General features: G+C 64.9%; 18 protein-coding genes and 3 pseudogenes. 11 read left to right on the top strand and 10 right to left on the bottom strand.

Translation table 11 applies throughout. From position 1 onward, the window contains the following. Window positions 1-50 precede the first annotated feature (50 nt). The gene (locus C795_RS0104715; protein ID WP_017792607.1) at window positions 51-1,424 is read left to right on the top strand and encodes an MATE family efflux transporter; all 1,374 of its coding nucleotides are present in this window, start codon (window positions 51-53) and stop codon (window positions 1,422-1,424) included. 12 nt (window positions 1,425-1,436) lie between these two features. Here C795_RS0104715 and C795_RS17820 read toward each other — a convergent pair. Next, window positions 1,437-1,595, bottom strand: a pseudogene (locus C795_RS17820) (alpha/beta hydrolase); the annotation flags it as partial. 21 nt (window positions 1,596-1,616) lie between these two features. Then, the gene (locus tag C795_RS0104720) at window positions 1,617-2,918 is read right to left on the bottom strand and encodes an alpha/beta fold hydrolase (RefSeq protein ID WP_083879134.1); all 1,302 of its coding nucleotides are present in this window, start codon (window positions 2,916-2,918) and stop codon (window positions 1,617-1,619) included. 126 nt (window positions 2,919-3,044) lie between these two features. Between C795_RS0104720 and C795_RS0104725 the strand changes: the two genes are divergently transcribed. Together C795_RS0104725 and nucS are read left to right on the top strand one after the other, a co-directional pair. Continuing rightward, the gene (locus C795_RS0104725; protein ID WP_017792609.1) at window positions 3,045-4,364 is read left to right on the top strand and encodes an MFS transporter; all 1,320 of its coding nucleotides are present in this window, start codon (window positions 3,045-3,047) and stop codon (window positions 4,362-4,364) included. A gap of 9 nt (window positions 4,365-4,373) precedes the next feature. After that, window positions 4,374-5,066 carry an endonuclease NucS gene (gene nucS, locus C795_RS0104730; RefSeq protein ID WP_017792610.1) on the top strand — a complete coding sequence of 231 codons (693 nt, stop codon included), beginning with the start codon at window positions 4,374-4,376 and terminating at the stop codon, window positions 5,064-5,066. A 261-nt stretch (window positions 5,067-5,327) separates the two neighbouring features. On the opposite strand, the gene C795_RS0104735 is transcribed toward nucS, so the two are convergent. Further along, window positions 5,328-6,029, bottom strand: a complete 702-nt coding sequence (locus C795_RS0104735) for a TetR/AcrR family transcriptional regulator (RefSeq protein ID WP_017792611.1) — start codon at window positions 6,027-6,029, stop codon at window positions 5,328-5,330. Window positions 6,030-6,121: 92 nt separating this feature from the next. Between C795_RS0104735 and C795_RS0104740 the strand changes: the two genes are divergently transcribed. From C795_RS0104740 to C795_RS0104755, 4 genes are read left to right on the top strand one after another with little or no spacing between them, the layout of a single operon-like run. Further along, window positions 6,122-6,784 (top strand): biotin transporter BioY, encoded by a 663-nt coding sequence (locus C795_RS0104740; RefSeq protein WP_017792612.1) that lies wholly within the window; start codon window positions 6,122-6,124, stop codon window positions 6,782-6,784. A gap of 11 nt (window positions 6,785-6,795) precedes the next feature. Beyond that, window positions 6,796-7,515, top strand: a complete 720-nt coding sequence (locus C795_RS0104745) for an energy-coupling factor ABC transporter ATP-binding protein (RefSeq protein ID WP_017792613.1) — start codon at window positions 6,796-6,798, stop codon at window positions 7,513-7,515. Between the two features lie 7 nt (window positions 7,516-7,522). Continuing rightward, complete coding sequence (locus tag C795_RS0104750) at window positions 7,523-8,155, top strand: energy-coupling factor transporter transmembrane component T family protein (RefSeq protein ID WP_017792614.1); 633 nt, start codon at window positions 7,523-7,525, stop codon at window positions 8,153-8,155. Window positions 8,156-8,164: 9 nt separating this feature from the next. Then, complete coding sequence (locus C795_RS0104755; protein ID WP_017792615.1) at window positions 8,165-8,635, top strand: SseB family protein; 471 nt, start codon at window positions 8,165-8,167, stop codon at window positions 8,633-8,635. A 113-nt stretch (window positions 8,636-8,748) separates the two neighbouring features. On the opposite strand, the gene C795_RS0104760 is transcribed toward C795_RS0104755, so the two are convergent. The 4 genes and pseudogenes from C795_RS0104760 to C795_RS0104775 all read right to left on the bottom strand — a co-directional run bounded on the left by C795_RS0104760 (window position 8,749) and on the right by C795_RS0104775 (window position 15,035). Further along, window positions 8,749-9,327: an HdeD family acid-resistance protein gene (locus C795_RS0104760; protein WP_017792616.1), complete on the bottom strand. Its 579-nt coding sequence runs from the start codon at window positions 9,325-9,327 to the stop codon at window positions 8,749-8,751. 146 nt (window positions 9,328-9,473) lie between these two features. Beyond that, window positions 9,474-10,874 (bottom strand): purine-cytosine permease family protein, encoded by a 1,401-nt coding sequence (locus C795_RS0104765; protein ID WP_017792617.1) that lies wholly within the window; start codon window positions 10,872-10,874, stop codon window positions 9,474-9,476. A gap of 100 nt (window positions 10,875-10,974) precedes the next feature. Then, window positions 10,975-12,996: pseudogene (locus C795_RS16260) on the bottom strand (hydantoinase B/oxoprolinase family protein). Next, window positions 12,993-15,035 carry a hydantoinase/oxoprolinase family protein gene (locus C795_RS0104775; protein ID WP_026139454.1) on the bottom strand — a complete coding sequence of 681 codons (2,043 nt, stop codon included), beginning with the start codon at window positions 15,033-15,035 and terminating at the stop codon, window positions 12,993-12,995. Before C795_RS0104775 ends, C795_RS16260 begins: the two are co-directional and overlap by 4 nt. Before the next feature lie 220 nt (window positions 15,036-15,255). On the opposite strand from C795_RS0104775, the gene C795_RS0104780 reads away from it, so the two are divergent. From C795_RS0104780 to C795_RS0104790, 3 genes are read left to right on the top strand one after another with little or no spacing between them, the layout of a single operon-like run. Continuing rightward, window positions 15,256-16,491: a PucR family transcriptional regulator gene (locus tag C795_RS0104780; protein WP_083879135.1), complete on the top strand. Its 1,236-nt coding sequence runs from the start codon at window positions 15,256-15,258 to the stop codon at window positions 16,489-16,491. Next, window positions 16,488-16,778, top strand: a complete 291-nt coding sequence (locus C795_RS0104785) for a cupin domain-containing protein (RefSeq protein ID WP_017792622.1) — start codon at window positions 16,488-16,490, stop codon at window positions 16,776-16,778. Before C795_RS0104780 ends, C795_RS0104785 begins: the two co-directional genes overlap by 4 nt. A 5-nt stretch (window positions 16,779-16,783) precedes the next feature. Next, entirely contained in the window at window positions 16,784-17,239 is a 456-nt protein-coding gene (locus C795_RS0104790) for a GNAT family N-acetyltransferase (RefSeq protein WP_026139455.1), read from the top strand. Here C795_RS0104790 and C795_RS0104795 read toward each other — a convergent pair. Together C795_RS0104795 and C795_RS0104800 are read right to left on the bottom strand one after the other, a co-directional pair. Beyond that, a complete protein-coding gene (locus C795_RS0104795) occupies window positions 17,236-17,637 on the bottom strand; it encodes an acyl-CoA thioesterase (protein ID WP_017792624.1) in 402 nt (133 codons plus the stop codon). The genes C795_RS0104790 and C795_RS0104795 overlap by 4 nt on opposite strands. 52 nt (window positions 17,638-17,689) lie before the next feature. Then, the gene (locus tag C795_RS0104800) at window positions 17,690-18,391 is read right to left on the bottom strand and encodes a GntR family transcriptional regulator (protein ID WP_017792625.1); all 702 of its coding nucleotides are present in this window, start codon (window positions 18,389-18,391) and stop codon (window positions 17,690-17,692) included. A gap of 460 nt (window positions 18,392-18,851) precedes the next feature. Here C795_RS0104800 and C795_RS16265 point away from each other — a divergent pair. Beyond that, window positions 18,852-19,884 (top strand): annotated as a pseudogene (locus tag C795_RS16265) (IS110 family transposase). A 183-nt stretch (window positions 19,885-20,067) separates the two neighbouring features. Here the strand turns inward: C795_RS16265 and C795_RS0104810 are convergent. Further along, window positions 20,068-21,132, bottom strand: coding sequence for an amidohydrolase family protein (locus C795_RS0104810; protein ID WP_017792626.1), 1,065 nt, complete (start codon window positions 21,130-21,132; stop codon window positions 20,068-20,070). Window positions 21,133-21,202: the final 70 nt, after the last annotated feature.

The following is a 21,202-nucleotide window of genomic DNA, read 5'->3' on the forward strand; positions in this document are numbered from 1 at the left end:
CCCGGCTGGCCTTTCGCTGTGACCTCGCACGGCCGCAGTACGATGCCAATGTGACCCCCGATCCTGCCGCGCCCGACGCCAGCAATTCCGAGCCCCGCGCCTCAAACGCCCGCCGCTCCATCGATCGCTCCATCGGTGACCTCGCGTTCCCTGCGCTCGGGGCGCTCATCGCGGAGCCGCTGTTCCTCATCGCCGATTCGGCGATGGTCGGGCACCTCGGCGCCTCACCGCTCGCGGGTCTCGCGGTGGCGAGCGCGATTTTGCAGACCGTCGTCGGGTTAATGGTGTTTCTCGCATACTCGACAACACCGCTCGTGGCCCGGCGCCGCGGCGCCGGCGACCTCACGGGTGCGGTGCAGGCCGGGATCGACGGGCTGTGGCTCGCTCTCGGCATCGGCATCATCGTGGGGGCCGCACTGTGGGCGGTGACCGACCCGCTCGTGTTCGCATTCAACATCGATGCTGAAACCGCGGGCCACGCCCGCGCATACCTGGCCATCTCATGCCTTGGTGTGCCCGCGATGCTGCTCGTGTTTGCCGCGAGCGGTCTGCTGCGGGGCCTCATGGATACGCGCACCCCACTCATCGTCGCAACCGTCGCATTCGGCGCCAACATCGCACTGAACTGGGTGTTCATCTATGTCTTGGGGTTGGGGGTGGCGGGCAGTGCTATCGGAACCGTGATCGCCCAGTGTGGCATGGTGGCGGTGTACCTCGCGGTGATCTCGCGTCACGCGAAGCGCGCGGGTGCGAGTGTCCTCCCGCGCCGCGATGGGCTCGGGCATGCGGGCCGTAGCGGCTGGTGGTTGTTTGTTCGCACACTCGGGCTACGGGCGGCGCTGCTCGCGACCGTGTTTGCCGCCACGAGCCATGGCACTGCCGCGACTGCCGGGTACCAGGTTGTTTTCACGATCTTCTCGACCGCCGCGTTTGCCCTCGACGCACTCGCGATCGCTGCACAGGCGCTCGTAGGCGAGGCGCTCGGCGCCCGCAACGCCGAGCGGGCGCGGGCCGTGGTGAGGCGCTGCGTCTTCTGGGGCATCGCCTGCGGCGTCGGCATCGGCGCCCTCCTCGCCGCCACCAGCCCCGTCATCGGCTATGTCTTCACCAGCGACGACCGGGTACTCGAGATCCTGCCCGCCGCGGTACTGACGCTCGGCCTCTCGCTGCCACTGGGCGGCTTCGTGTTCGTGCTTGACGGGGTACTCATGGGGGCTGGCGACGCCCGCTACCTCGCGTGGACGAGCCTCGTTAACCTCGCTGTGTACCTCCCCGTGCTGTGGGCGCTCACGGTGCTCGTGCCCACGGGCACCGTGGCACTCGTCGCGCTCACGGCTGGATTCACCGTCGTGTTCATGCTTGCGCGGGCCCTCACCCTGGGATTGCGCGCCCGCGGCGGGCGCTGGGTCGTACTGGGCGTGTGATCTTGATCCGGATCAAGACCCCGCGTCATCAGCGCTGAGGTCGTCGGTGCACACCTGCCCATCCAGTGTCAGCAGAGTTGCGCTGCCCAGCTCGTCAGCGAGCACCTGTGCGTACTGGAAGGGGGTCGCGTGGTCGCCCGTAATACCGATTACCAGGATCGGGTCGGCACCCTTTGCCGAGAAGTTATCTGCTTAGTCGAGCCCGCTTTCTGGCAGCGCGTAACACGACATGTCGACGTATGGGGCGAGGACATCGTCGGTCACCTCGGGGCCGCCCATCAGCCGCGGCACCCCGGTTTCTCTCACGTGATCGAGCAGGCCGACCACATTGGGGTCGAGGGGAAACGAGTGACAGGTCACGATGTCCATCGCGAGGTCCACGGTTCCTTCGGTCGACAGATTCTCGGCCAGTACGTCGATCGCGTCTTGATTGCCAAAGAGTGCCAGTGCGATCGTGTCGAGCATGTCCCCGCGCCCCACATGGCTTTGGTAGAGCGTGCCCACCAAGAGCCCATACAGCGCGTCTCCCGTGACGACGGACGCATCACTCGCGACCAGCGGCTTGCGGTTGAGTTGGTCGAGGACCTCGATGAGGGAGTCCTCCGAGGTGAACGGACACACCTCGACGACGTCTGCGTACACCGTGCGGCAGGTGTCGGCGAGCGCGGCAAGCGCATTGGAGATGGCGACCTGCTGATCGAACTGATGGATCGGGCTGGCCCATTCCGCGTTCTCCGCACTATCGAGCATCATCCGGCCCACGCGCTCGGGGAAGATGCTCGCATATGTCGCACCCAACATGGTGCCGTAGGAGTAGCCCAGGTAGTCGAGCCGCTCCTCATCCACCAGGTGCCGCAAGAGTTCCATGTCGCGGGCTACCTGCACCGTTCCCATGGTGCGAGCGAGCGAGTTCGCCGCGACGCACTCAGCGATCTGCACCGCACGCAACTCTGATCCGGCATCATCGCACTCGATGGGCGTGCTGCGCCCGATTCCGCGCGGGTCGAAACCGAGCAGGTCATAGTTGTCGAGCACCTCCTCGAACCCCGGAGACAGCGCCATACCGAGCATGAACTCGACACCGGGTTCGCCGGGCCCTCCCGGATTGCCGAGCAGTGTGCCGCGCGCCGATCCGGTCGACGATACATGCGCGACCGAGAGTTCAATGGTCTCCGAATTGGACGGGTCGTCCCAGTCGAACGGTGCCGCAACCATGGCACATCGAATGCCATCGGCATCGATACCTGCACGCTCGAGCTCGGCCACCGTCGCGGGGTCAGCTCCGAAACTGTCATCACACGGCGCCCACTCGAGCTTCTGCTTGTACAGCTCGGAAAAGTTCGACGCCTGCCACGCCGCGCCCCGGGCGGCAGGATCAATGAGCTCCTCAAGACCCGGGGTAGCGGGGGATGCACAGCCCGCCAGCAGCAGGGTCGCTGATGCGAGCGCCGCAAACAATCCCCGTCGAACTCGATTCCCCCCGCGCGTCCTCATGCGCTCAGACGAGTGCACCGTCGCCGCGCGTGACTAGGCCCACAGCACACCAGTACTGCGCGCAAGTGGCGCGCATTGATACGCTGAATCGTTGGCTCACCTGAGCCACACGACCCCAGGAGTATCGTGCACACTCGGGCATCGGGCCAGCCCCGCTTCGCTACCCGTTGGACCTACGGCGTGCTTGCCATTTTTGCCCTGCTGGGAACCGGATTGGGCAGCTGGCTGAGCCGTCTGCCCGCCGTGCGCGACCACCTGGGAGCATCCACGTTTGAGATGAGCCTGATCGGGCTTACCCTCGCCACCGGATCGGTAATTGGGCTCGTGCTCTCGGGCCGCACTGTGTCACTGCTCGGAGCCCGTCGCTCACTCGCGATCTTCATCGTGACGCAGTCCGTCTTGATGCCGCTTGCCGCGACCCTGTTCTGGGTCGGCGCGGTGATTCCCGGGGCTATCGCGATCGCACTCTTTGGCTTCTCCTTTGCCACCGCCGACGTCGCCATGAACGTGAGCGGGGCCGGGGCTGAGCGGGCCCTACGCAAACCCCGCATGTCCCTGTTCCATGCCGGATACAGCCTCGGCAGCGTCACCTCGATGGGGCTCGGCGCCCTCGCGGAGTCGGCCGGAATGTCAGTGCCCGTGCACCTCGGCATCGTCTACTTCGTGGTTATCGTGGGCGGGCTCATCGCGTTGCGGGTGCTCCCCCACGGCGTCGAGCTCGACCACGCGAGCCCGGCCGCCGAGGCCGAGGCCGCGAAGGCCCACCCCAGTGTGCACACCGGCCCCATTGAGATCATCAAGGCTCCGGCCGCCGATCCGGAGTCGCAGCATGCAGACCCCAGCGCGCCCGGGAAGGGCAAGCGGGCCTACAACCCGTGGCGAGACCCGCGCATCATCATGATCGGCCTCATCACCATGAGCATGAGCCTCGCCGAGGGCACGGCGAGCGACTGGCTGCCGCTCGCGCTCGCCGATGGCCGCGGGTTCGCCAACGACACGGCGGCACTCACGCTCGCCATTTTCTTTGTGTCCATGACCCTGGTCCGGATCGCGGGCAGCTGGCTGTTGCCGCGGTTCGGCCGCGTGACGGTGCTGCGAGCGGGCGCCGTGCTCGTCGCCGTGGGCGTCGGCATCACGATTCTGGTGCCGTCTCCCGCCGCGAGCGTCATTGGTGCGGCACTGTGGGGCATGGGCTGCGCATTCGGGTTCCCGGTGGGTATCTCGGCGGCAGCCGACGACCCCAAGACGGCCGTGCGCGGCGTGGCGGCGGTCTCGGCGATCGCCTACACCGCGTTCCTGCTCGGCCCCATGCTCATTGGATTCCTGGGTGAACAGCTGGGCCTGCTGCCCGCATTCTGGCCGCTCGTTATCTTCGCGGCATTCGTGCTGGTCGTGGCTGGGGTGGCGCGCGAGCGTCCGCAGGAACCAAGCACGCCGGCGCGCTAAACTGTCGCGGTGCGTATCGTTGTTGCTGACTGCTCTGTTGACTATGCGGGGCGCCTCTCCGCCCACCTGCCGAGGGCGAAGCGGGTGCTCATGCTCAAAAACGACGGCAGCATCCTGGTGCACTCCGATGGTGGCTCCTACAAGCCGCTAAACTGGATGAGCCCGCCGTGCTCGCTCGCCGACCTCGAACTCGAGGACGATCACCGCGCCGCTGGCATCTCTGAGATGTGGCAGGTGACCCACAAGAAGACCGCCGACAAGCTCGTCGTATCGCTGTTCGAGATCTTCCACGACACCTCGTTTGACCTCGGAGTGGACCCCGGGCTTATCAAGGACGGCGTCGAGGCCCACCTGCAGGAGCTGCTCGCCGACCAGATCGACCTCGTGGGCGACGGGCATCAGCTCGTGCGCCGCGAATACATGACGGCGATCGGCCCGGTCGACATCCTCGCGCGCGACGCCTCGGGCACCGCGGTGGCCATCGAGATCAAGCGTCGGGGCGAGATCGACGGCGTCGAGCAGCTCACGCGCTACCTCGAACTCATGAACCGCGACCCGCTGCTGGCCCCCGTGACCGGCGTGTTCGCCGCGCAGGAGATCAAGCCGCAGGCCCGCACGCTGGCCGAGGACCGCGGCATCCGCTGCCTCGTGCTCGACTACGACGCGATGCGCGGCATGGAGGACCAGAACACGCTGTTCTGAGTTATCCCTTTAGATCATTGGGATGTGGCGGCCACAGCACGCGCTGCCACAACAAAAAACGACCCCGGTGAGGCTAGTAACACTCACCGGGGTCTAACCAAGAAACACCTAGGCGAGTAGGTGAATCAGGGCTGCGTTCAGTCTAGCCGCTTGAGAGTCACCCCTGTGACCAGTCACACCGGTCACAGATGGGAAGGTTTGTTCGTTTTAGAGCGCCCTAAACCGTACAAACTGTCCTATCTGTGACGCTGCCGGGGCGGCCTAGGCAGCGAGGCCCGTGAGGATGACGTCGAGGCCGCGGGCGAACGCCTCGTCGAGGCCGTCCGTCGACTCGGTTGGGCTGGGGCCAGCCGGGTCGGGTCGGTCGGCCCGGGCGGCAGGGCCGCTCGAGTCAGCCGGGGCCCCCAGAAGCGCCCCAAACGCCGCCGCCTGGCGATGCATCTGCGTCTGCTGCGCCTGCCCAAACGTGTAGATCAACAGCGTGCGCGCACCGTCGCGACCCACCAGCTCTGCGAGCTCGTCTTCGAGGTCGGAGGCGCCCATGCGAAACGCGGCCGCCGTAGCCACGACGTCTGCCCCATCGCGGGTGGCGAGCATCGTGCTGCGCAGCTCCTCGCACATGCACCGAGCCACCCGACGGTTCACCTCGGCCGAGTCGCTCCCCACCGGCCCCATCGCCATGGGTCTGGTCACGGCGGACCCCGTACCCGCCGGGCGCGAGCCCGCCGCTCCGGGCACCTCGCGGCTCTCGGCCGCCCGCTTGCGAGCCCGAGCACCCACCCCGGCGACAATGTCGTCAGCCATGAGCGCGAGCAGCGACTGCTTGTCGGGCACGTGGTGGTAGAGCGCACTGGGCTGCACCCCGAGCTCGGCGGCAACCCTACGCATCGAGCACCCCTCGAGGCCCTGAGCCCCGAGCACACGCAACGCGGCGGCCACGACGTCGACAAGTGAGTTGCGCATTCCAGAATCCTACCGCTAACCTGAACACTGTTCTCCAGAACACTGTTCAGGTTGGGTCGTACCCACCACCCACGCTCCACGAGAGGGATCTCATGTCTCGCACCAGCACCGTTCGCAGGCCCGCCCGGCGGCACAGCACCGCCACCGACCTGGCCCTCGTCGCAACCTTCGCCGCCCTCATCGCTGTCTGCTCGGTGGTGCCCGGGTTCAGCCTCGGCCCCGCCGCCATCACGCTGCAGACCTTCGCGGTCCTCCTGTGCGGCGCGGTCCTGGGGGCCAATCGCGGCTTTCTCGCGGTGCTGCTCTATCTCGCGGTCGGCGCCATCGGCATGCCCGTGTTCTCGGGCGGATCGGCAGGCCTCGCCCCCTTCGCCGGCCCCACCGTGGGCTACCTCCTGAGCTTTCCCCTCGCGGCCTGGCTCACCGGCTTCATCGTCGAGCGGCTCCCTCGCCAGCGCATGTCCACGAGCGTGCCGCTCATCTTCACGGCGGGAGTCGCCGCCAACCTCGTCTTCATCCACACGCTCGGACCGCTCGGGCTCGCCTGGCGCGCGGGTATGTCGATCGGCGAGGCCTTCATCTTCGACCTCGCATTTTGGCCGGGAGACCTGCTCAAGACGCTGCTCGTCGCCGTCGTAGCAACCGCGGTGCACCGCGCGTTCCCCGCGCTGCTCCCCCAGCGCCGCCGCGCGAGCACCGCGACCGCACCGGCCGCAACAACCTCAGCCGCTTCAGCAACCGCACCCACTGAGTAGGCTCTCACAGCGTGATCGAGTTCCACGAGGCCGCTGTCTCCGCCCCCACCATCGACGGCGACCTGACGATCCTGCATCCCGTGAGCCTCACGCTCGCAGAGCCGAAGATCTCGATCATCGGTGCCAACGGGTCGGGCAAGTCCACGCTCGCGAGGCTCATCAACGGCCTCGTCGAACCCACCGCGGGCCGCGTCACCATCACGCCCACAACACCCGGCACCCAGTCACCCGGCACCAAGCCGCTCGACACCGCCCGGGACGGCGCGGCGGTGCGACGCTCCGTGGGCTTTGTGTTCACCGATCCCACCGCGCAGATGATCATGCCCACGGTCATTGAAGACGTCGAACTCTCGCTCCGCCGCACCCACCGCAAGAAGCCCGAGCGCCGCGCCGCCGCAGAGCAGACCCTTGAGCGATTCGGCCTGCAGGCGCTCAAGGACCGCAGCGTGCACGCGCTTTCGGGCGGCCAGCGGCAGCTCCTCGCGATCGCCTCGGTGCTCGCCACCGACCCCGCGATCCTCATCGCCGACGAGCCCACGACGCTGCTCGATCTCACGAACTCGCGGCGCATCGGTGACCTTCTCCTGGGGCTCGCCCAGCAAACAATCATCGTTACCCACGACTTAGAGCTGGCGGCGCGCGCAGACCGCACCCTCGTGGTCGAGGCTGGCCGCATCGCCTTCGACGGCGAACCCCACGCGGCGGTCGCCTGGTACCGGGCGAACGCGTGAGCGCCGCATGAGTACCAACTCACCGCTCGGAACCTACCGCGCCGGCCGCGGCCCACTGCACCGACTGCGCCCCGGGGCGAAGCTCGCGGGCCTCTTCGTCGTCGCGATCGCCGTCATGATGACCTCGGGGGTGTGGTGGACGGCCGCCTGGCTCGCGCTCGGCATCGCCCTCGCGCTCCTCTCGGGCCTGCGGGGTCGCGATTTCTGGCGCGTCGCCCGCGGCTTTGCGCTCATCGCGGTGCCGCTCTTCGCGTTTCAGTCGTGGCAGCACGGCTGGGAGCGGGGCTTCACGGTCGTCGGCGGCCTGCTCGCGCTCATCCTTGCGGCGAGCGCAGTGACCGCGTCCACGGCCACGAGCGACATGCTCGACACGGTGGCCTGGCTGCTGCGGCCCCTCGCACGGCTGGGGATTGATCCGGATCGCATCGCCCTCGCGTTCTCACTCACCATCACCGCGATCCCGAGCATTTTCGCGGTCGCGAAGGAAACGCAGCATGCCGCCCGCGCCCGCGGGCTCGACCGGAGCCTCAGGGCCCGGATCGTGCCGCTCGTGCTGCGCACGGTCGCGCACGCGCAGGCCACCGGTGAGGCGCTCGCGGCGCGCGGCGTCGGTGAGCACGAGCCCAAAGCGGGGCCGTAGGCTAGTCGCATGACCGAACCGCATGAGGCCGAGAGTATCCCCGAAGACGTTCACGCCGATTACGTCAACGAGGCGGCGCAGGCGGCCCTAGCCGCGTTTCAGGCGTCGCCCGATTACGAGCACCTCGCCGTGTTCCTGAACGCGCTGCGCGAGGGCTACCTCGTCGTCGACGTGACGGGTGAGCCGTCGAAGAAGAAGCGCCACCGCATTCGCACGATCCGGTCGACGAAGGGGCAGCTCGTGTTGCCGCTGTTCACGTCGATGGACGAGCTGCGCGAGGTGGTTCCGGCTGAGCGCCGCCACATGATGCGCGGCGCCGTCATGCCAGCCCGTGACGCGCTCGCATTCATTGGCGCCGACCGCTTCGTCGCGGCGGAGTTCAACAAGGGACCGGCATCGCTCGTGCTGTTGCGCAAGTACGTCGCCCTCGCGCTGGGCGAGGACGAGATTACCGCGGCTTCGCTCGAAGCCGCGAAGTAGCGGCGAAGTAGCCGACCGGCGAGACCAACAGTGCGGCCCTGGTCCCCCTCACGAGAGGGCGACCAGGGCCGCACTGTGTTTTCGGCACGCCGCCAAGCGCGCGGTGCCATTGTTTAGATGGCGTCGACGGGCTTCAGTTTGAACGCACGAATGACCTGCACGAGACCCATGACCACCATCGAGATACCCAGCAGCAGCCACAGCGTGACGACGCCCATGAGCGGCGACAAGACCAGCGCAAGACCCGCGATGATGCTGATGATGGCGTAGATGACCGTCCAGGTCTTGTTCTGGCTCTGCCCCAGCGTGGTGAACGCCGTGACGCCCTCGAGCAGCCACAGGAACCCGATCGTGAAGCTCAGGAACAGGGCCAGCACGGCCGCCGTAGCACCGAGGTTGACCATCATGATGATGCCGCCTGCGATGTAGAGCAGGCCCAGCACGATGTGACCAACACGGCCCCAGCCGCTCAGCGAGCGGCCGAAAATGGACGAGCCGATGTACACGACGCCAGCCACAAGTGCGTAGGCCGCCATCACGGCGGCCACGATCTGCATGGCCACGGCACCCGATTTGACGGGGAAGAACAAAATCAGCGCACCCAGTACGACAGCAATCAAGCCACCGACACCGAGCGCGGTGCGGAGCCCGTCAAACGCCCGGTGCTGCTGCTTTTCTTCGGTTACTGACATGAGGTCTCCTTTAGGCCCTGTCGCCGATCAAAGTAGGTCACGACGATCTGCTTTCATCATTGCGTACAAGACGACCAAACGTCTATGCATTGCGGCTACAAAGCCCACATCCGCCGACGCACAAGTAATGACTACGGGCAATGCCCTTAAACCCTCGCCCCGATTACAGGGATTAGCCCTGTGCGGCTCGTCGGATTAGCACGCCACAGGATGGCATACACCACGCTCGCGGCGACCGCGGTAAGAATCGGCCCCCAGGTCGCACCGACACCTCCAAGCGCGGGGTTGAAAGTGCCGAGCTGCAGCATCACGATGCCAATGCCCGTTGCAATCACCCATGAAATCATGCCGTTGGCGTTTACCGCCTTGTAGTCGCGATCATTGATGGCCGCATGCTCTTGCCCTTTGCCCCGCGACAACAGAATATGCGTGAGCGCTATCGCAACCCACGCCGTCACGAGCACGCCCTGCCAGGCCAGGGCCACCAAAATATACTGGACCACCGGCAGCAGCATCAACAGGTAGATGATGAGCGACGACAGGAGCACCCAGCCGATGTTGGGCATGCGAATGCGCAGTGCCTTCTCGCCAAATGAACGCAAGTTCGCGGCGCCGAGAAAGTAGTTGGCTGTGTTGATGCGCGTCTGGGTCGCAATGACCACGATGATGCCCAGCACGCCCATCAAGTTGACGACGCCACCCACGATGCCGGTTTCTGAGGCCTCCGTGCCGGGAATCATAAAGGTGAGCATGATGCCGACGACCGCAGAGAACCCGAAGGCCACGATGTAGAAGAACGGGCCAAACGTAAAGATCTGGTGAAACTTCGTATCCTTGCGCTTGCCGAGTGAGGCGTAGTCCATCGTGTACATCATGAGGATCCACACGCCCATGTATCCAGCGAAGGTTGCGAGCCATCCTGGACCGCCCGAGGCAAATGGCAACGCCACTTCTGGCGTGTAGCTCATCCAGTCCGAGCTGAAGCCGTACTGCACGCCCGCCCACACGACTGCCGCAATCAGCCCGAAGAAGTAGATCGGTAGCAATAGTCCATTGATTTTGTCGAGGAATCGGCGCACGCCGCCCACGATGAGTGGCGTGGTTCCAGCGACAACGACCAGGCTCCAGAACCACATGTCACCGCCAAAGGCCTCCATAAACGCATAGGCTACGAGGGACCCCTCAAACACCGCATAGTAGATGGCGATGAGGGCGAAGATCACCATTGCGATTGCAGAGCCCGCTTTGCCCAAGATCGTGCGTGAGAATGCGGCAACCGTGGTGCGGTTGTTGATTGCGTAGCGCGAGAGCACGGCGTTAATGACGCCATAGACGACGATCGACAACGCAATGCCGATCAATGCGTCGACGGTGCCGTAGGCGAGCGCCATTGCCGCGCCGATGTATACGAAGAAGAACGCGCTGGACACGCCATAGTAGGCCATGGCCAATGAGCCCCGACTCATCTGGTCTTCGTCATTGCCCTCGCGTGCAAGAGCATCTGTGGATTCAACGTCTTCGTTGGTGCCGGTGAGATTTAAGGTCACGATATAACTCCATTGGTATTTCAGTGAACAACTGGATTTTTAGGGAACGCCGAGATTGGGGTGTGCGGTACGCGCACCCCAATCTCGGACAGATGAGTGCCTACCGCGCCCAGTTGTCGGCTGAGCGGCGCGTCATCTGCTCGCGGTGCTGCTTGGTGGTCTCCTCAAAGAGTTCACCCGTGCCCCAGTCGAGGATGACGCCGTGACGACGAATCACGTCGAGTACCACGAGGTCACCCACGCGGTACTGCTGTGCGACCTGCTCGGCGTCGGTTTCCAGCCACGAGCGGCGGTGCTCACGGATCCACGCGCGCTTTGCGAGCGTGGCATCACGGTCAATCTCGTACTGATCCAGCTCCGGATCAATCGGAATGATCACGACGCCGTAGTCCTCTGCGGCCCGCTCGACCGAAACGTAATCATCAATGACATCCTCGAGTACCTCCTCCGCGGTGCGCTCGAGCGGGTCACCGAAGCCACCGCCGCCCGCGGAGGGGCGGAAGAACGTGTCCCCTGGCTCCACCGGAACCGACGAGAAGATCGAGCCCAAGAACTTCTCGTCCTCGGTGTCCTTGTTGAGCCATACCCCGTGCGGAATCGAGGGCAGGCCACCCTCAATACCCCAGGTGATCGACCGAGCACGGTCGCAGCAGTAGCTCATGACGGTGTTATCCGCGTCGGTGAGCGTGCCGCCCTTCTCAACGCCACAGCCACCGCGGAACCGGCCGGGGCCGCCCGAGTCGGTGCCAATCTGGTGCATCGTGGTGAGCACGGGGGTGAGTCGCTCCTGCCCTTCACAGGCCTGGACGGCGAGGCCGACACCGAAGACGGGAGCGGTTGCGCTCGAGCCGTCCTTGGTTGAACGGCCTCCCCAGCCACCGGCCATCCAGTCGTACCACATGAAGTACGGCTTCTCGTCGCTGCGCGCGTCTCGGCCGCCCACAAGTAGGTACTCGAGGTTGAACGCGCACGCCATCGCACGCTCGGGAACGATCCTTGACCACAGCTCGAAGATGCCGTTCATGATCTTCTCGTAGGGACCCGAGACCGTGCCGGTCACGGCCAGCGGCCAGCCGGCGTTGATCACGGTGCCTTCGGGGCCGATGTCTGCCGTCACGGCGGCGTAGAAGCCGGAGTTGAGTGGCACGTCCGGGAAGAAGGTTTTCGTGCCGGCGTAGATGGCCGAGAACGTTGTGCCATAGCCCGAGTTCAAGAATGCCTTGATCGCAGGGCCACCCTCGAGCGTGTAGTGAATGCCCTCGCCATCGAGCGTCATCGTAATGTTGATGGGCACGAGGCGCTCGGAGGACCCTGGGTCGAGGTCGAGGTAGTCGGTGGTGCTCCAGGTGCCGCGCGGCAGATCCTCGAGTCTGCGCAGTACCGTGCGCTCCACGTAATCCTGTGTCTCCTGCATCGCATTTTCTACGGTGTTGGTGCCATATCGGTCGACGAGGCGCAGAATCTCACGCTCACACACGGCCGTTGCTTCGGACTGCGCGTGCAGGTCGCCCATGGCCTGCCCGGGGGCACGCGTGTTCCCCACGAGGAGGTTGGCGATGTCGTGAAGGTAGACACCCTTCGACCAGATGCGCACCGGTGTGATGCGCAAGCCCTCGCCGAATTGCTCGGTCGCAGCCACGTTGAAGGAGCCGGGCACCGGCCCGCCAATGTCGGCCCAGTGGCCCTTGTTCTGAGCGTAGGCGATGATCCGCCCCTCGGAGAATATGGGACGGATGAACGACACATCGTTGATGTGAGTGCCGCCACGGTAGGGGTCGTTGACGGCAAACACATCACCGGGGTGGATGTCGTCGCCGAACTCTTCGATCACTGCCTTGCACTGGAAGTGCAGGGTGCCGACGTGGACCGCGATATCGCCTGATCCCTGCATCACGGTGTTGCCCTATGCGTCGCAGAGCGCCGACGAGAAGTCGCGGGAGTAGATCACGAAGGAGTAGCAGGTGCGCAGAATCTGCTCGCTCATCAGGTCAACACTGGTAGCGAAGGCGTTCTTGAGTACCTCGAAGGTGACAGGATCGAGCCCGTTCGGGCTCTTGACGGGCGTAACTGAAGCGACCTGCTGCGGCACCGGTGCCGTCAGGGTCTCGACTGGGGTGTTCATCGGGTGACCTCCTCAAGGTGGATGCGAATGTTGAGCCATTCATCGATCTCGGCGCGGCTGAACGGGGGGATAACCGTGGTCGAATCAAGCTGGTTCACGATGGCCGGGCCCACAAACTGCGTACCCGCAGCAAGGTCATCACGGTCGTAAACCGGGGTATCGACCCAACCAGTCGTGCCGAAGTACACGGGGCGGATCTCGCTGGGTGTGCCCGGTTCTTGCGTGACGGGCTCCACCGGTCTGAACGAGGGCTTCGGAATCTTGCCAACCGCGCCGAGGTGCAGCTGGTAGACCTCGACGGGGGCGTCGTCCTGACGGAATGCGAACTCGCGCTCGTACTGCTCGTGGAACGTGCGGACCGCCTGCTCGAGTGCGCCGGGACCAGTACCCATCGGCACCTGCAGTGAGCGCCACTGGCCCTGGTAACGCATGGAGATCTTGCGCTGCAGCATCGCATTCTCATCAGCTACGCCCTCATGGCGGAGCCGTTCGCTCGCCTCAGTTTCGAGCTCGATGAATGCCTGCTCAATGCTGTCCTCGTCTGCTGCCGAGGCAAGACCGGTGAACATCTGTGCGAGGTCGTGTTGGATGTCGACGAGCAGGCAGCCCATCGCCGAGGTCACGCCGGGGCTCGGTGGCACAACAACCGAGGGGATACCTAGTTCGCGGGCGACATCGGCGCCGTGCAGGGCGCCGGCGCCGCCAAACGCCAGCAGCGCAAAGTCGCGGGGGTCGTAGCCGCGCCGGATGGACACTAGGCGCACGGCATCCGCCATGTTGGCATTCGCAACCGAGACGATCGCCTGCGCCGCTTCCTCGAGTCCCATGCCCAAAGGCTCGGCAATGACGCTCTGCACTGCTTGCTCGGCGAGCTTCTTGTCTAGCTGCTTGACCCCGCCCGCGAGCGACGTACCGAGGCGTCCGAGCACGACGTTCGCATCGGTGTTGGTCGGCTGCTCGCCACCGGAGTTGTAGCACGCGGGCCCCGGGTCAGCTCCCGCTGACTGTGGGCCGTTGCGGAGGGATCCTGCGATGTCGGTGTAGGCCAGCGAGCCACCGCCGGCGCCGATCGTCAGGACCTCGATCGAGGGGAAGATAATGGGGTGTCCGTACTCAACCTGCCACTCTTGCGATACGCGCAGCTCGCCATCGGCAACGAGTGAGATGTCGGTCGAAGTGCCGCCCATATCGAGGCTCACGGCGTTGTCGTAGCCGCACTGCTGCGCGATGTGCTTCGCCGAGATCGCACCGGCAGCGATGCCCGATGCGGCAAGCCGTACAGGGAACTTCTCGACGAGGCGCGGAGTCATTGACCCACCACCCGAGTGGAGCAGCAGCAGATCACCCTTGTACCCGCCAGCTTGCAGCTGGTCGGCGAGGCGGTTTACATAGCCCGAAACGAGGGGCGCTAGCACGGCGTTGGCAACGGCGGTGTTGAAGCGCGGGTACTCAAAGATCTCGGGAAGCACCTCGGCCGACGTGGTGATAGTCGCCCCGGGAATCACCTCCTGCAGGATCTCACGCATACGCACCTCATGGGCTGGGTTAGCGTAGGAGTTCAAAAAGCAGACCGCGATCGTTTTTACCCCTCGGCGCAGCAGCAACTCCGCCAACTTGCGCGCCTCGGCCTCGTCGAGCGGCACAACGGTGTTGCCCTCTGCATCAATGCGCTCGGTCACCTCGAAGCGATCGCGTCGCCGAATGTAGGGCTCCGAGACGTCGTTGTAGGCGTCCCACAGGTCATCCTTGGTGCCGTCTCGAATCTCGAGCACGTCCCGGAACCCGCGGGTAGTCACGAGCGCCGCGGCCGGGAAGTTGCGGGTGATCAGCGCGTTGGTGGCGACGGTGGTGCCATGCGTGAAGAGCTCGACTTCATTGAGGTCAATCTCGCCGCGCTCGACGCCGTTCATCACCGCGATCATCGGGTCATGCGGGGTCGAGGGCACCTTGGTGACTCTCATCTGGTGGCTCGCTTGGTCAAAAATACAGACGTCGGTGAACGTTCCACCCACGTCTACTGCGACACGAACATTACTCATTTGTCCTCCTGAATATCGTCGTTGAGTTCGGGATGCATCCCAGACTCGACGGTTTCGCGCGCTGGGTCACTAGAAAATACAAAGCTTTTCAACAATTGGATTGTAATTTTTACTAAATCAACATGGTTTCTGGACTAAAGTCCCAGTATCCACTCGTTTGGGAAAAGCAGTTCGCCCCTCCGAGAACCCCCACCCTCAGTGCTGAGAGGACGCGGCCCACATGTCACAAGCAGATTCCGATGAATTAGGTCGACTTCAAACGACGCTCGAAATCACCCATTCACTGCTCTCCGCAGTCTCCTCGACGGACCCTGTCACCGCGCTTGTTGCGCGTATTGCTACCCTCTGCCGGGGTGGAGCGGCAGTGTACGACGAGGAGGGTCGCGTGGTCGCCAACACGGGTGAGGCTCCAGCCAACCTCATCTGGCACGAAATAGCGGATTCGCTGCAGCCCGACCTGTCGTTCACAGTCGGCCGGTGGAGCGTACGGTCCAGGCGCGTGTCGTTGCAGGACGGGGTGCACGTCATCGCGATCTCGAGCCGTGGGCCAGAAACCATCGACCTTATCGGAGGCCTCCTCCTCGACACCGCAGAGCGACTGTTGGGCGCGGTCCATGGAATTCAGTACGGCGCTTCCCAGCGCGACCGTCGTGACAATGAACAACTCCTTGCCGCGCTCCACGATGGCATGCTGCCCGCTCGCGAACACAGATTCTGGGCACGCATGGCCCAGTTCCAGTTCCCCGCCTACGCCCCGATCCGGACTCTCGAGATTAGCCCTCGAGGTGAGACGTCAGCAGCGGGCACCGATCTCACAAGCCTCGCATCGAGCGCCCGCGCGGCTGGTCTCCCCCTGCTGATCATGCTGCACCGTTCCACCATAGAAGTTACAGCTACAGCCTCGGCCATCGTGCCTGATTCACCCGCTTCTGACCAATGGATGCATAGCCTCACAGCCGAGTACCTCGTCGGCTCGTCAGCTCCCACTACCTCGCTCACGGAGATTCCCACGAGCGTGCGTGAGGCCGAAACCGCGCTGCATATTGCTGCAGGCTGGGCTGCGGCAACGCCTAGCCCGACGCCCCTCGCCCCCGTACTGATCGACCGCATCGACCTCTCGACTTGGCTCCTGTCACACGTCAGCAAGCGCCAACTTGACCAGCGCATCGAACGCACGCTCGCACCCCTCGACTCGGTACAGCTGCGCGAGACCCTCATCACGTATCTGGCGGCAGAGCAGAACATTACGCGCACGGCCGAGGCACTATTTCTTCATCCCAACACCGTGCGGTACCGAATCTCGCGCGTCGAACAGGCGTTGGGCCACTCCATAACGTCAGCTTTTGGCCTCTCAAATGCCATCTTGGCGCTATACCCCGCAATCATGGGACGCTACGCTGAGCTGCACAACGAGCCGCGTTCAAGGCAGAACGCGAACCATCAAGGAGGATCATGAGCACCGGTGCAAACGGCGTAATTCAGCTGGAGAACGAGCACTTTCGAGTCACTGAGTGGACCATTCACCCCGGCGGGGTGATCCCCATGCACAAGCATGACTACGAGTACGTCGTGGTGCCCATGGTGACCGACAAGATGCACGTCGTGCAGTCCGACGGCGGTGAAATCGTCGCTGAGCTCGTGGCTGGCCAGAGCTACACGCGTCCCGCCGGCTCCGAGCACCAGGTTGAGAACCGCACCTCGGCCTCCCCCATCGTCTTCGTCGAGATCGAACGCCTCGCGTGAGCACAGTGGCTAGCACGGCGGTCGTGCGCCCCGTCGAGGCGCATGACCGCGAGGCCTGGGGCGAGCTGTACCGCGGCTACCGCGACTTCTATGCGAAGCCGCACGATGCCGAGGTGTTTGAGACCGTGTGGGGCTGGCTGATGGATCCGGATCATGAAACCCGGTGCCTCATCGCGACCGTCGATGGCGTGCCCGTCGGGCTCGGCCACTTTCGCAGCTTCGCGCGACCCATCGATGGGGGGCGCGGCCTGTACCTCGACGATCTGTTCACGTCGCCCGGGGCACGCGGATCCGGCGCGGGAGGCGCGATTCTCTCGCGCCTCGCCGAGATCGCGCGCGACGAGGGCGCGTCGCTTGTGCGTTGGATAACGGCCGCAGACAACGAGACCGCACGCAGGCTCTACGACCGCGTCGCCCGGCAGACGCCGTGGGTGACCTACGACCTCGCGCCCGCGGGCTAGCCCTCTCGAAGCCGCTCGGTGCCCGGGGTCGCCTCGGTGACCCCGTGCACCATCGGGTCGCCGTTGTCATCGACGGCGACGAACACGATTTGCTCGAGCGTGAGCACCTCCGCCCCGGTCACCGCGTTATCGACGCGGCATGACAGGGTGATCGAGGTGCGGCCAAACTTGCTCACCCGATAGGTCAGTTCAAGCAGGTCGCCCCGGTCGGCGCGCGACACGAAGTCGATCGCCGACATGTGACGGGTGACCACGTCGATACGTCCGAGCTGGGCAACGGCCATGATCGCGGCTTCCTCGTCCACCCACTGCAGTAGCCGCCCGCCGAACAGGGCCCCGTGCTGGTTGAGGTCTTCGGGTTTGACCCACTTGCGCACGATGTGGTGGTACTCGCTCATGCCTCCACGATAGACCTGGCCGGAGGATCCGGCACCATTGTGCGCGTTCGCCCTACTCGCCAGACACAGCCCGGGCGGCACGCTCGAAGATCGGCACGGTGTCGGCACGGCTGTGCTCGACATGCGCGAGCGCGAGCGCACTGGCGCGCTGCACCTGGCCGCGCAGCACCGCATCGCACAGATCGTAGTGCTCCCGGTGCAGATCGATGGCGTCGCGGTCGTTCGCAATGTTAAACAGTCGGTTGACGCGCCCCTGCACGGGCACCATCAGGTCGGTGAGCAGCGAGCTATTAGCGAGTTGCACGACGGCGCCGTGGAAGTCGGAGGTCGCACGGGCGATCGCCTGCCCGTTGCCCGTCGCGATCGCGGCCTCCGCCGCGGCGAGCGCGTCCGACAGCATCGATCCGTCCGCGCCAGCGGCGCAGCGCTCAGCCGCGAGCCGGGCCGCGAGCACCTCGAGCGCGGCGCGCACGTCGAACACCTCAATGACGTCGCACAGCTCCATGGGCGCGACGACGGCACCCCGGCGAGGCAAGGTGCGAATGAAGCCCTCGGCTTCGAGCCGCGGCAGGGCCTCCCGCACGGGGACGCGGGAGACCTGAATCTCCTCGGCCACATCGCGTTCACGGATGCGGGTGCCAGTCGGCAGTGTGCCGTCGATAATCCGGTCACGCACCCACTCGTAGACATACTCGCCCAGTGTCTGGCCCTGGCTGGTCGGGGCAAGGTCGTTGGTGGCTTCGGGGGTTCCCATGTGTTCCGTTCTCAATCGCGTACGCGATCGTCGCGCCGGTGCTCGCATCAGTCTATTGCCCCGCAGCACCGCATTTGGCATACCAAACACACTTAACTTGCGACACATGCGCAGCAATACAGCCGTTCAATTTTTGGATAGCCGGCTTTTGGCATACAATTCTCAACGGATTGCCCCACCGGCGCGACCTGCACCAGAACAAAGGAGTTTGCGCATGCCCCGTTACCTTGTTTATGAGCCCATTCAGTATGAAACTGGAGGGGTGGTGGCCAATCAGGCCCGGCATGGTTATTGCCCCCAGTCATCCATGATCCGGGGGTGTTGTCACCGGGCCTGAAGGGCGTCGAGTGATCGCTAATAGGGGCTCGGCCGGGAACTATTTCCAGGGCCGTCCGTAACGTGGATGCCGAGACACGATGCCAGCAACACGGACACCGTTGAAGCAACGGACGGAGCAGTCATGATCGAGAACTACGACAACGTCGACGTGTTCGTCGGCATCGACGTCGGCAAAGGCGAACACCACGCCGTTGCCCTGAACCGGGCAGGCAAAACCCTCTTCGACAAACCATTACCCAACGATGAAACGAAAATGCGAGCCGTCCTTCAGCAGCTCAAACGGCACGGCCTGGTGCTCGTCATCGTCGACCAGCCCGCCACCATTGGGGCGCTCCCGATCGCGGTTGCCCAGGCTGAGGGTGTGCTCGTGGGATACCTCCCCGGATTCGCGATGCGCCGCATCGCTGACCTTCACCCCGGCGAAGCAAAAACCGACGCCCGAGATGCCGCGATCATCGCTCAAGCAGCGAGGACCCTTCCGCACGCGCTGCGGTCCATTCAAATGGCGGACGAATCGGTCGCAGAGCTCTCGATGCTGTGTGGATTTGATGACGACGTCCTCGGTCAAATCACCGCGACAAGTAACCGTGTGCGCGGGCTCCTCACCCAGATTCATCCTGCTCTCGAGCGTGTGATCGGCCCGCACCTTGACCATCCGGCAGTGCTCGACCTGTTGCTGCGTTACCCCACACCGGCTGCGATGCAGAAAGCCGGGACCACTCGTTTAGCAGCGCGCCTCACAAAGCTCGCGCCGCGGATGGGGAGCCGTCTAGCAGTCGACATCGTTGAGGCGTTACACGCGCAGACGGTCGTCGTGGTCGGCACGAACGCTGCCGCGCTGGTGCTCCCACGTCTCGCGGAGCAGCTCGCCGCCCTACGCCGGGCTCGCGCCGGTGACTCGAAGATCAGGGTCCTCGATCCGCGGCGAGCATTCATCCAGGCGCGGCAACCGGGTCCTAAAACGTGCCCTGTTCCTGTCAGCTTTTGCCGCGCTCCGCGACCCAGTCTCGCGCGCCTACTATGACCGGAAAATCGCGCAGGGAAAACGACACAACCAAGCCCTCATCGCGCTCGCCAGGCGACGCTGTGACGTTCTCTTCGCGATGCTCCGAGACGGGTCGCTTTACCAGGCCGATCATGCACTTGCCGCTTGACAAAAGTAATAGGGGCACCCCCTGAGCAGGCGGTGAGGGCGAGCGCAGCGACTGCTGTGGCTCCGACCAGTGTGAGGGATCGTTTGAACACGGGGACTCCTTTGTTCCGTTCGCGCGGGGCGCGTGAGATGAGGTACTGCGAAAGCGTTGGCCGAGTTGCCCCGGCGGGGTGAGTGAGGAAAGTTAGGGCAGGGCGGGCAGCTCGAGGCCGGCCCGGATCACCCGTGCGGGTGCGGGGCGATCGACGACGAGCTGTGCGGTGTTCACAGCATCGAACTCGAGACGCGTCGCAGACTCGGCACCGTTCCAGGTCGCGAGATCCTCGATCCCGAGCATCTTGCCGCCCTCCGTGGAGGAGAGCCGATAGGCCCGCTCGAGCTCTGCATCGGTGATCGCGCCGGTGCGGTACGCGAGCAGGTGGGCCCGGTCGACCATGCTGCCGTTGCCGAACGGGCTCCAGGAGTCTCGCACCCCGTCGGAACCGACGGCCAACTGCACTCCGTGGCGTTCGAACCGCTCGAGGTTCGGCACCGGATCGGGGCCGAGCGCGCAGGTCGCGATCCAAATGCCAGCCTCCGCGACCGCGTCGAGGGTCTCCCCCAGGCTCGGCAGCGCTTCGTCGCACAGCGCGAACGCGTGGCCGATGGATACGCGCCCCTGTCTTCCGCCCGCAATCGTGCGGCGGGCGATCTCGCGGATCTCGGCGAGTCCTTCTTCACCGCCGTCGTGCAGGTGGATGTCGAGGTCGCGCCCGGCGCGGTCGGCGAGCCCGAAGATCGCGTCGAGGTGGCCGTGGAGGTCTCCCTCGACGCCGACGGGGTCGATGCCGCCGACGAGGTCTGCGCCAACCTTCAGCGATTCGGTCATCGAATCGAGCGCGCCGGGGTCGGTCAGCAGCCCGAACTGGGGGAACGCGACGATCTGCACATCGAGGAACGGCTTCAGCCGGTCGGCCGCCGCACGCACGCCCTCCACGTGGGTCGTGCCGATCTCACTCGAGATGTCGACGTGCGCGCGCATCGCGAGCGTTCCGTTCGCCACGGCGTTCGACAATAGAGCGTATGCGCGTTCTTCAACGGTGAGCTCGAAGTCGAACTGCGTCGCTCGATCGTTTTCAATGAGGTCGGCGAGCGTCGCGGCTGGGCGGCGAGACATCCACGGCCCGCCCCACGACGTTTTGTCCGGGTGGATATGCGCATCGACGAGGCCCGGCATTGCGAGCCGGGAGGCCTGAGGTGTCACCGTCATTGGGACCCTTTCTCGAGGTAGTTTGCCGCGCTGCTCACTTTGAAGCTGGCACCGAAGCACTTGTCAGACA

The sequence above is a fragment of the Leucobacter salsicius M1-8 genome (assembly GCF_000350525.1).
Lineage (GTDB): Bacteria > Actinomycetota > Actinomycetes > Actinomycetales > Microbacteriaceae > Leucobacter > Leucobacter salsicius.

Excerpts from the sequence above, each read along its gene's own strand:
- C795_RS0104720 (WP_083879134.1), bottom strand. The coding sequence starts at position 2,918 with ATGAGGACGCGCGGGGGGAATCGAGTTCGACGGGGATTGTTTGCGGCG.
- C795_RS0104810 (WP_017792626.1), bottom strand. The coding sequence starts at position 21,132 with ATGACGGTGACACCTCAGGCCTCCCGGCTCGCAATGCCGGGCCTCGTC.
- C795_RS0104775 (WP_026139454.1), bottom strand. The coding sequence starts at position 15,035 with ATGAGTAATGTTCGTGTCGCAGTAGACGTGGGTGGAACGTTCACCGAC.
- C795_RS0104785 (WP_017792622.1), top strand. The coding sequence starts at position 16,488 with ATGAGCACCGGTGCAAACGGCGTAATTCAGCTGGAGAACGAGCACTTT.
- C795_RS0104740 (WP_017792612.1), top strand. The coding sequence starts at position 6,122 with ATGTCTCGCACCAGCACCGTTCGCAGGCCCGCCCGGCGGCACAGCACC.
- C795_RS0104780 (WP_083879135.1), top strand. The coding sequence starts at position 15,256 with ATGTCACAAGCAGATTCCGATGAATTAGGTCGACTTCAAACGACGCTC.
- C795_RS0104795 (WP_017792624.1), bottom strand. The coding sequence starts at position 17,637 with ATGAGCGAGTACCACCACATCGTGCGCAAGTGGGTCAAACCCGAAGAC.
- C795_RS0104760 (WP_017792616.1), bottom strand. The coding sequence starts at position 9,327 with ATGTCAGTAACCGAAGAAAAGCAGCAGCACCGGGCGTTTGACGGGCTC.
- C795_RS0104800 (WP_017792625.1), bottom strand. The coding sequence starts at position 18,391 with ATGGGAACCCCCGAAGCCACCAACGACCTTGCCCCGACCAGCCAGGGC.
- C795_RS0104755 (WP_017792615.1), top strand. The coding sequence starts at position 8,165 with ATGACCGAACCGCATGAGGCCGAGAGTATCCCCGAAGACGTTCACGCC.
- C795_RS0104750 (WP_017792614.1), top strand. The coding sequence starts at position 7,523 with ATGAGTACCAACTCACCGCTCGGAACCTACCGCGCCGGCCGCGGCCCA.
- C795_RS0104735 (WP_017792611.1), bottom strand. The coding sequence starts at position 6,029 with ATGCGCAACTCACTTGTCGACGTCGTGGCCGCCGCGTTGCGTGTGCTC.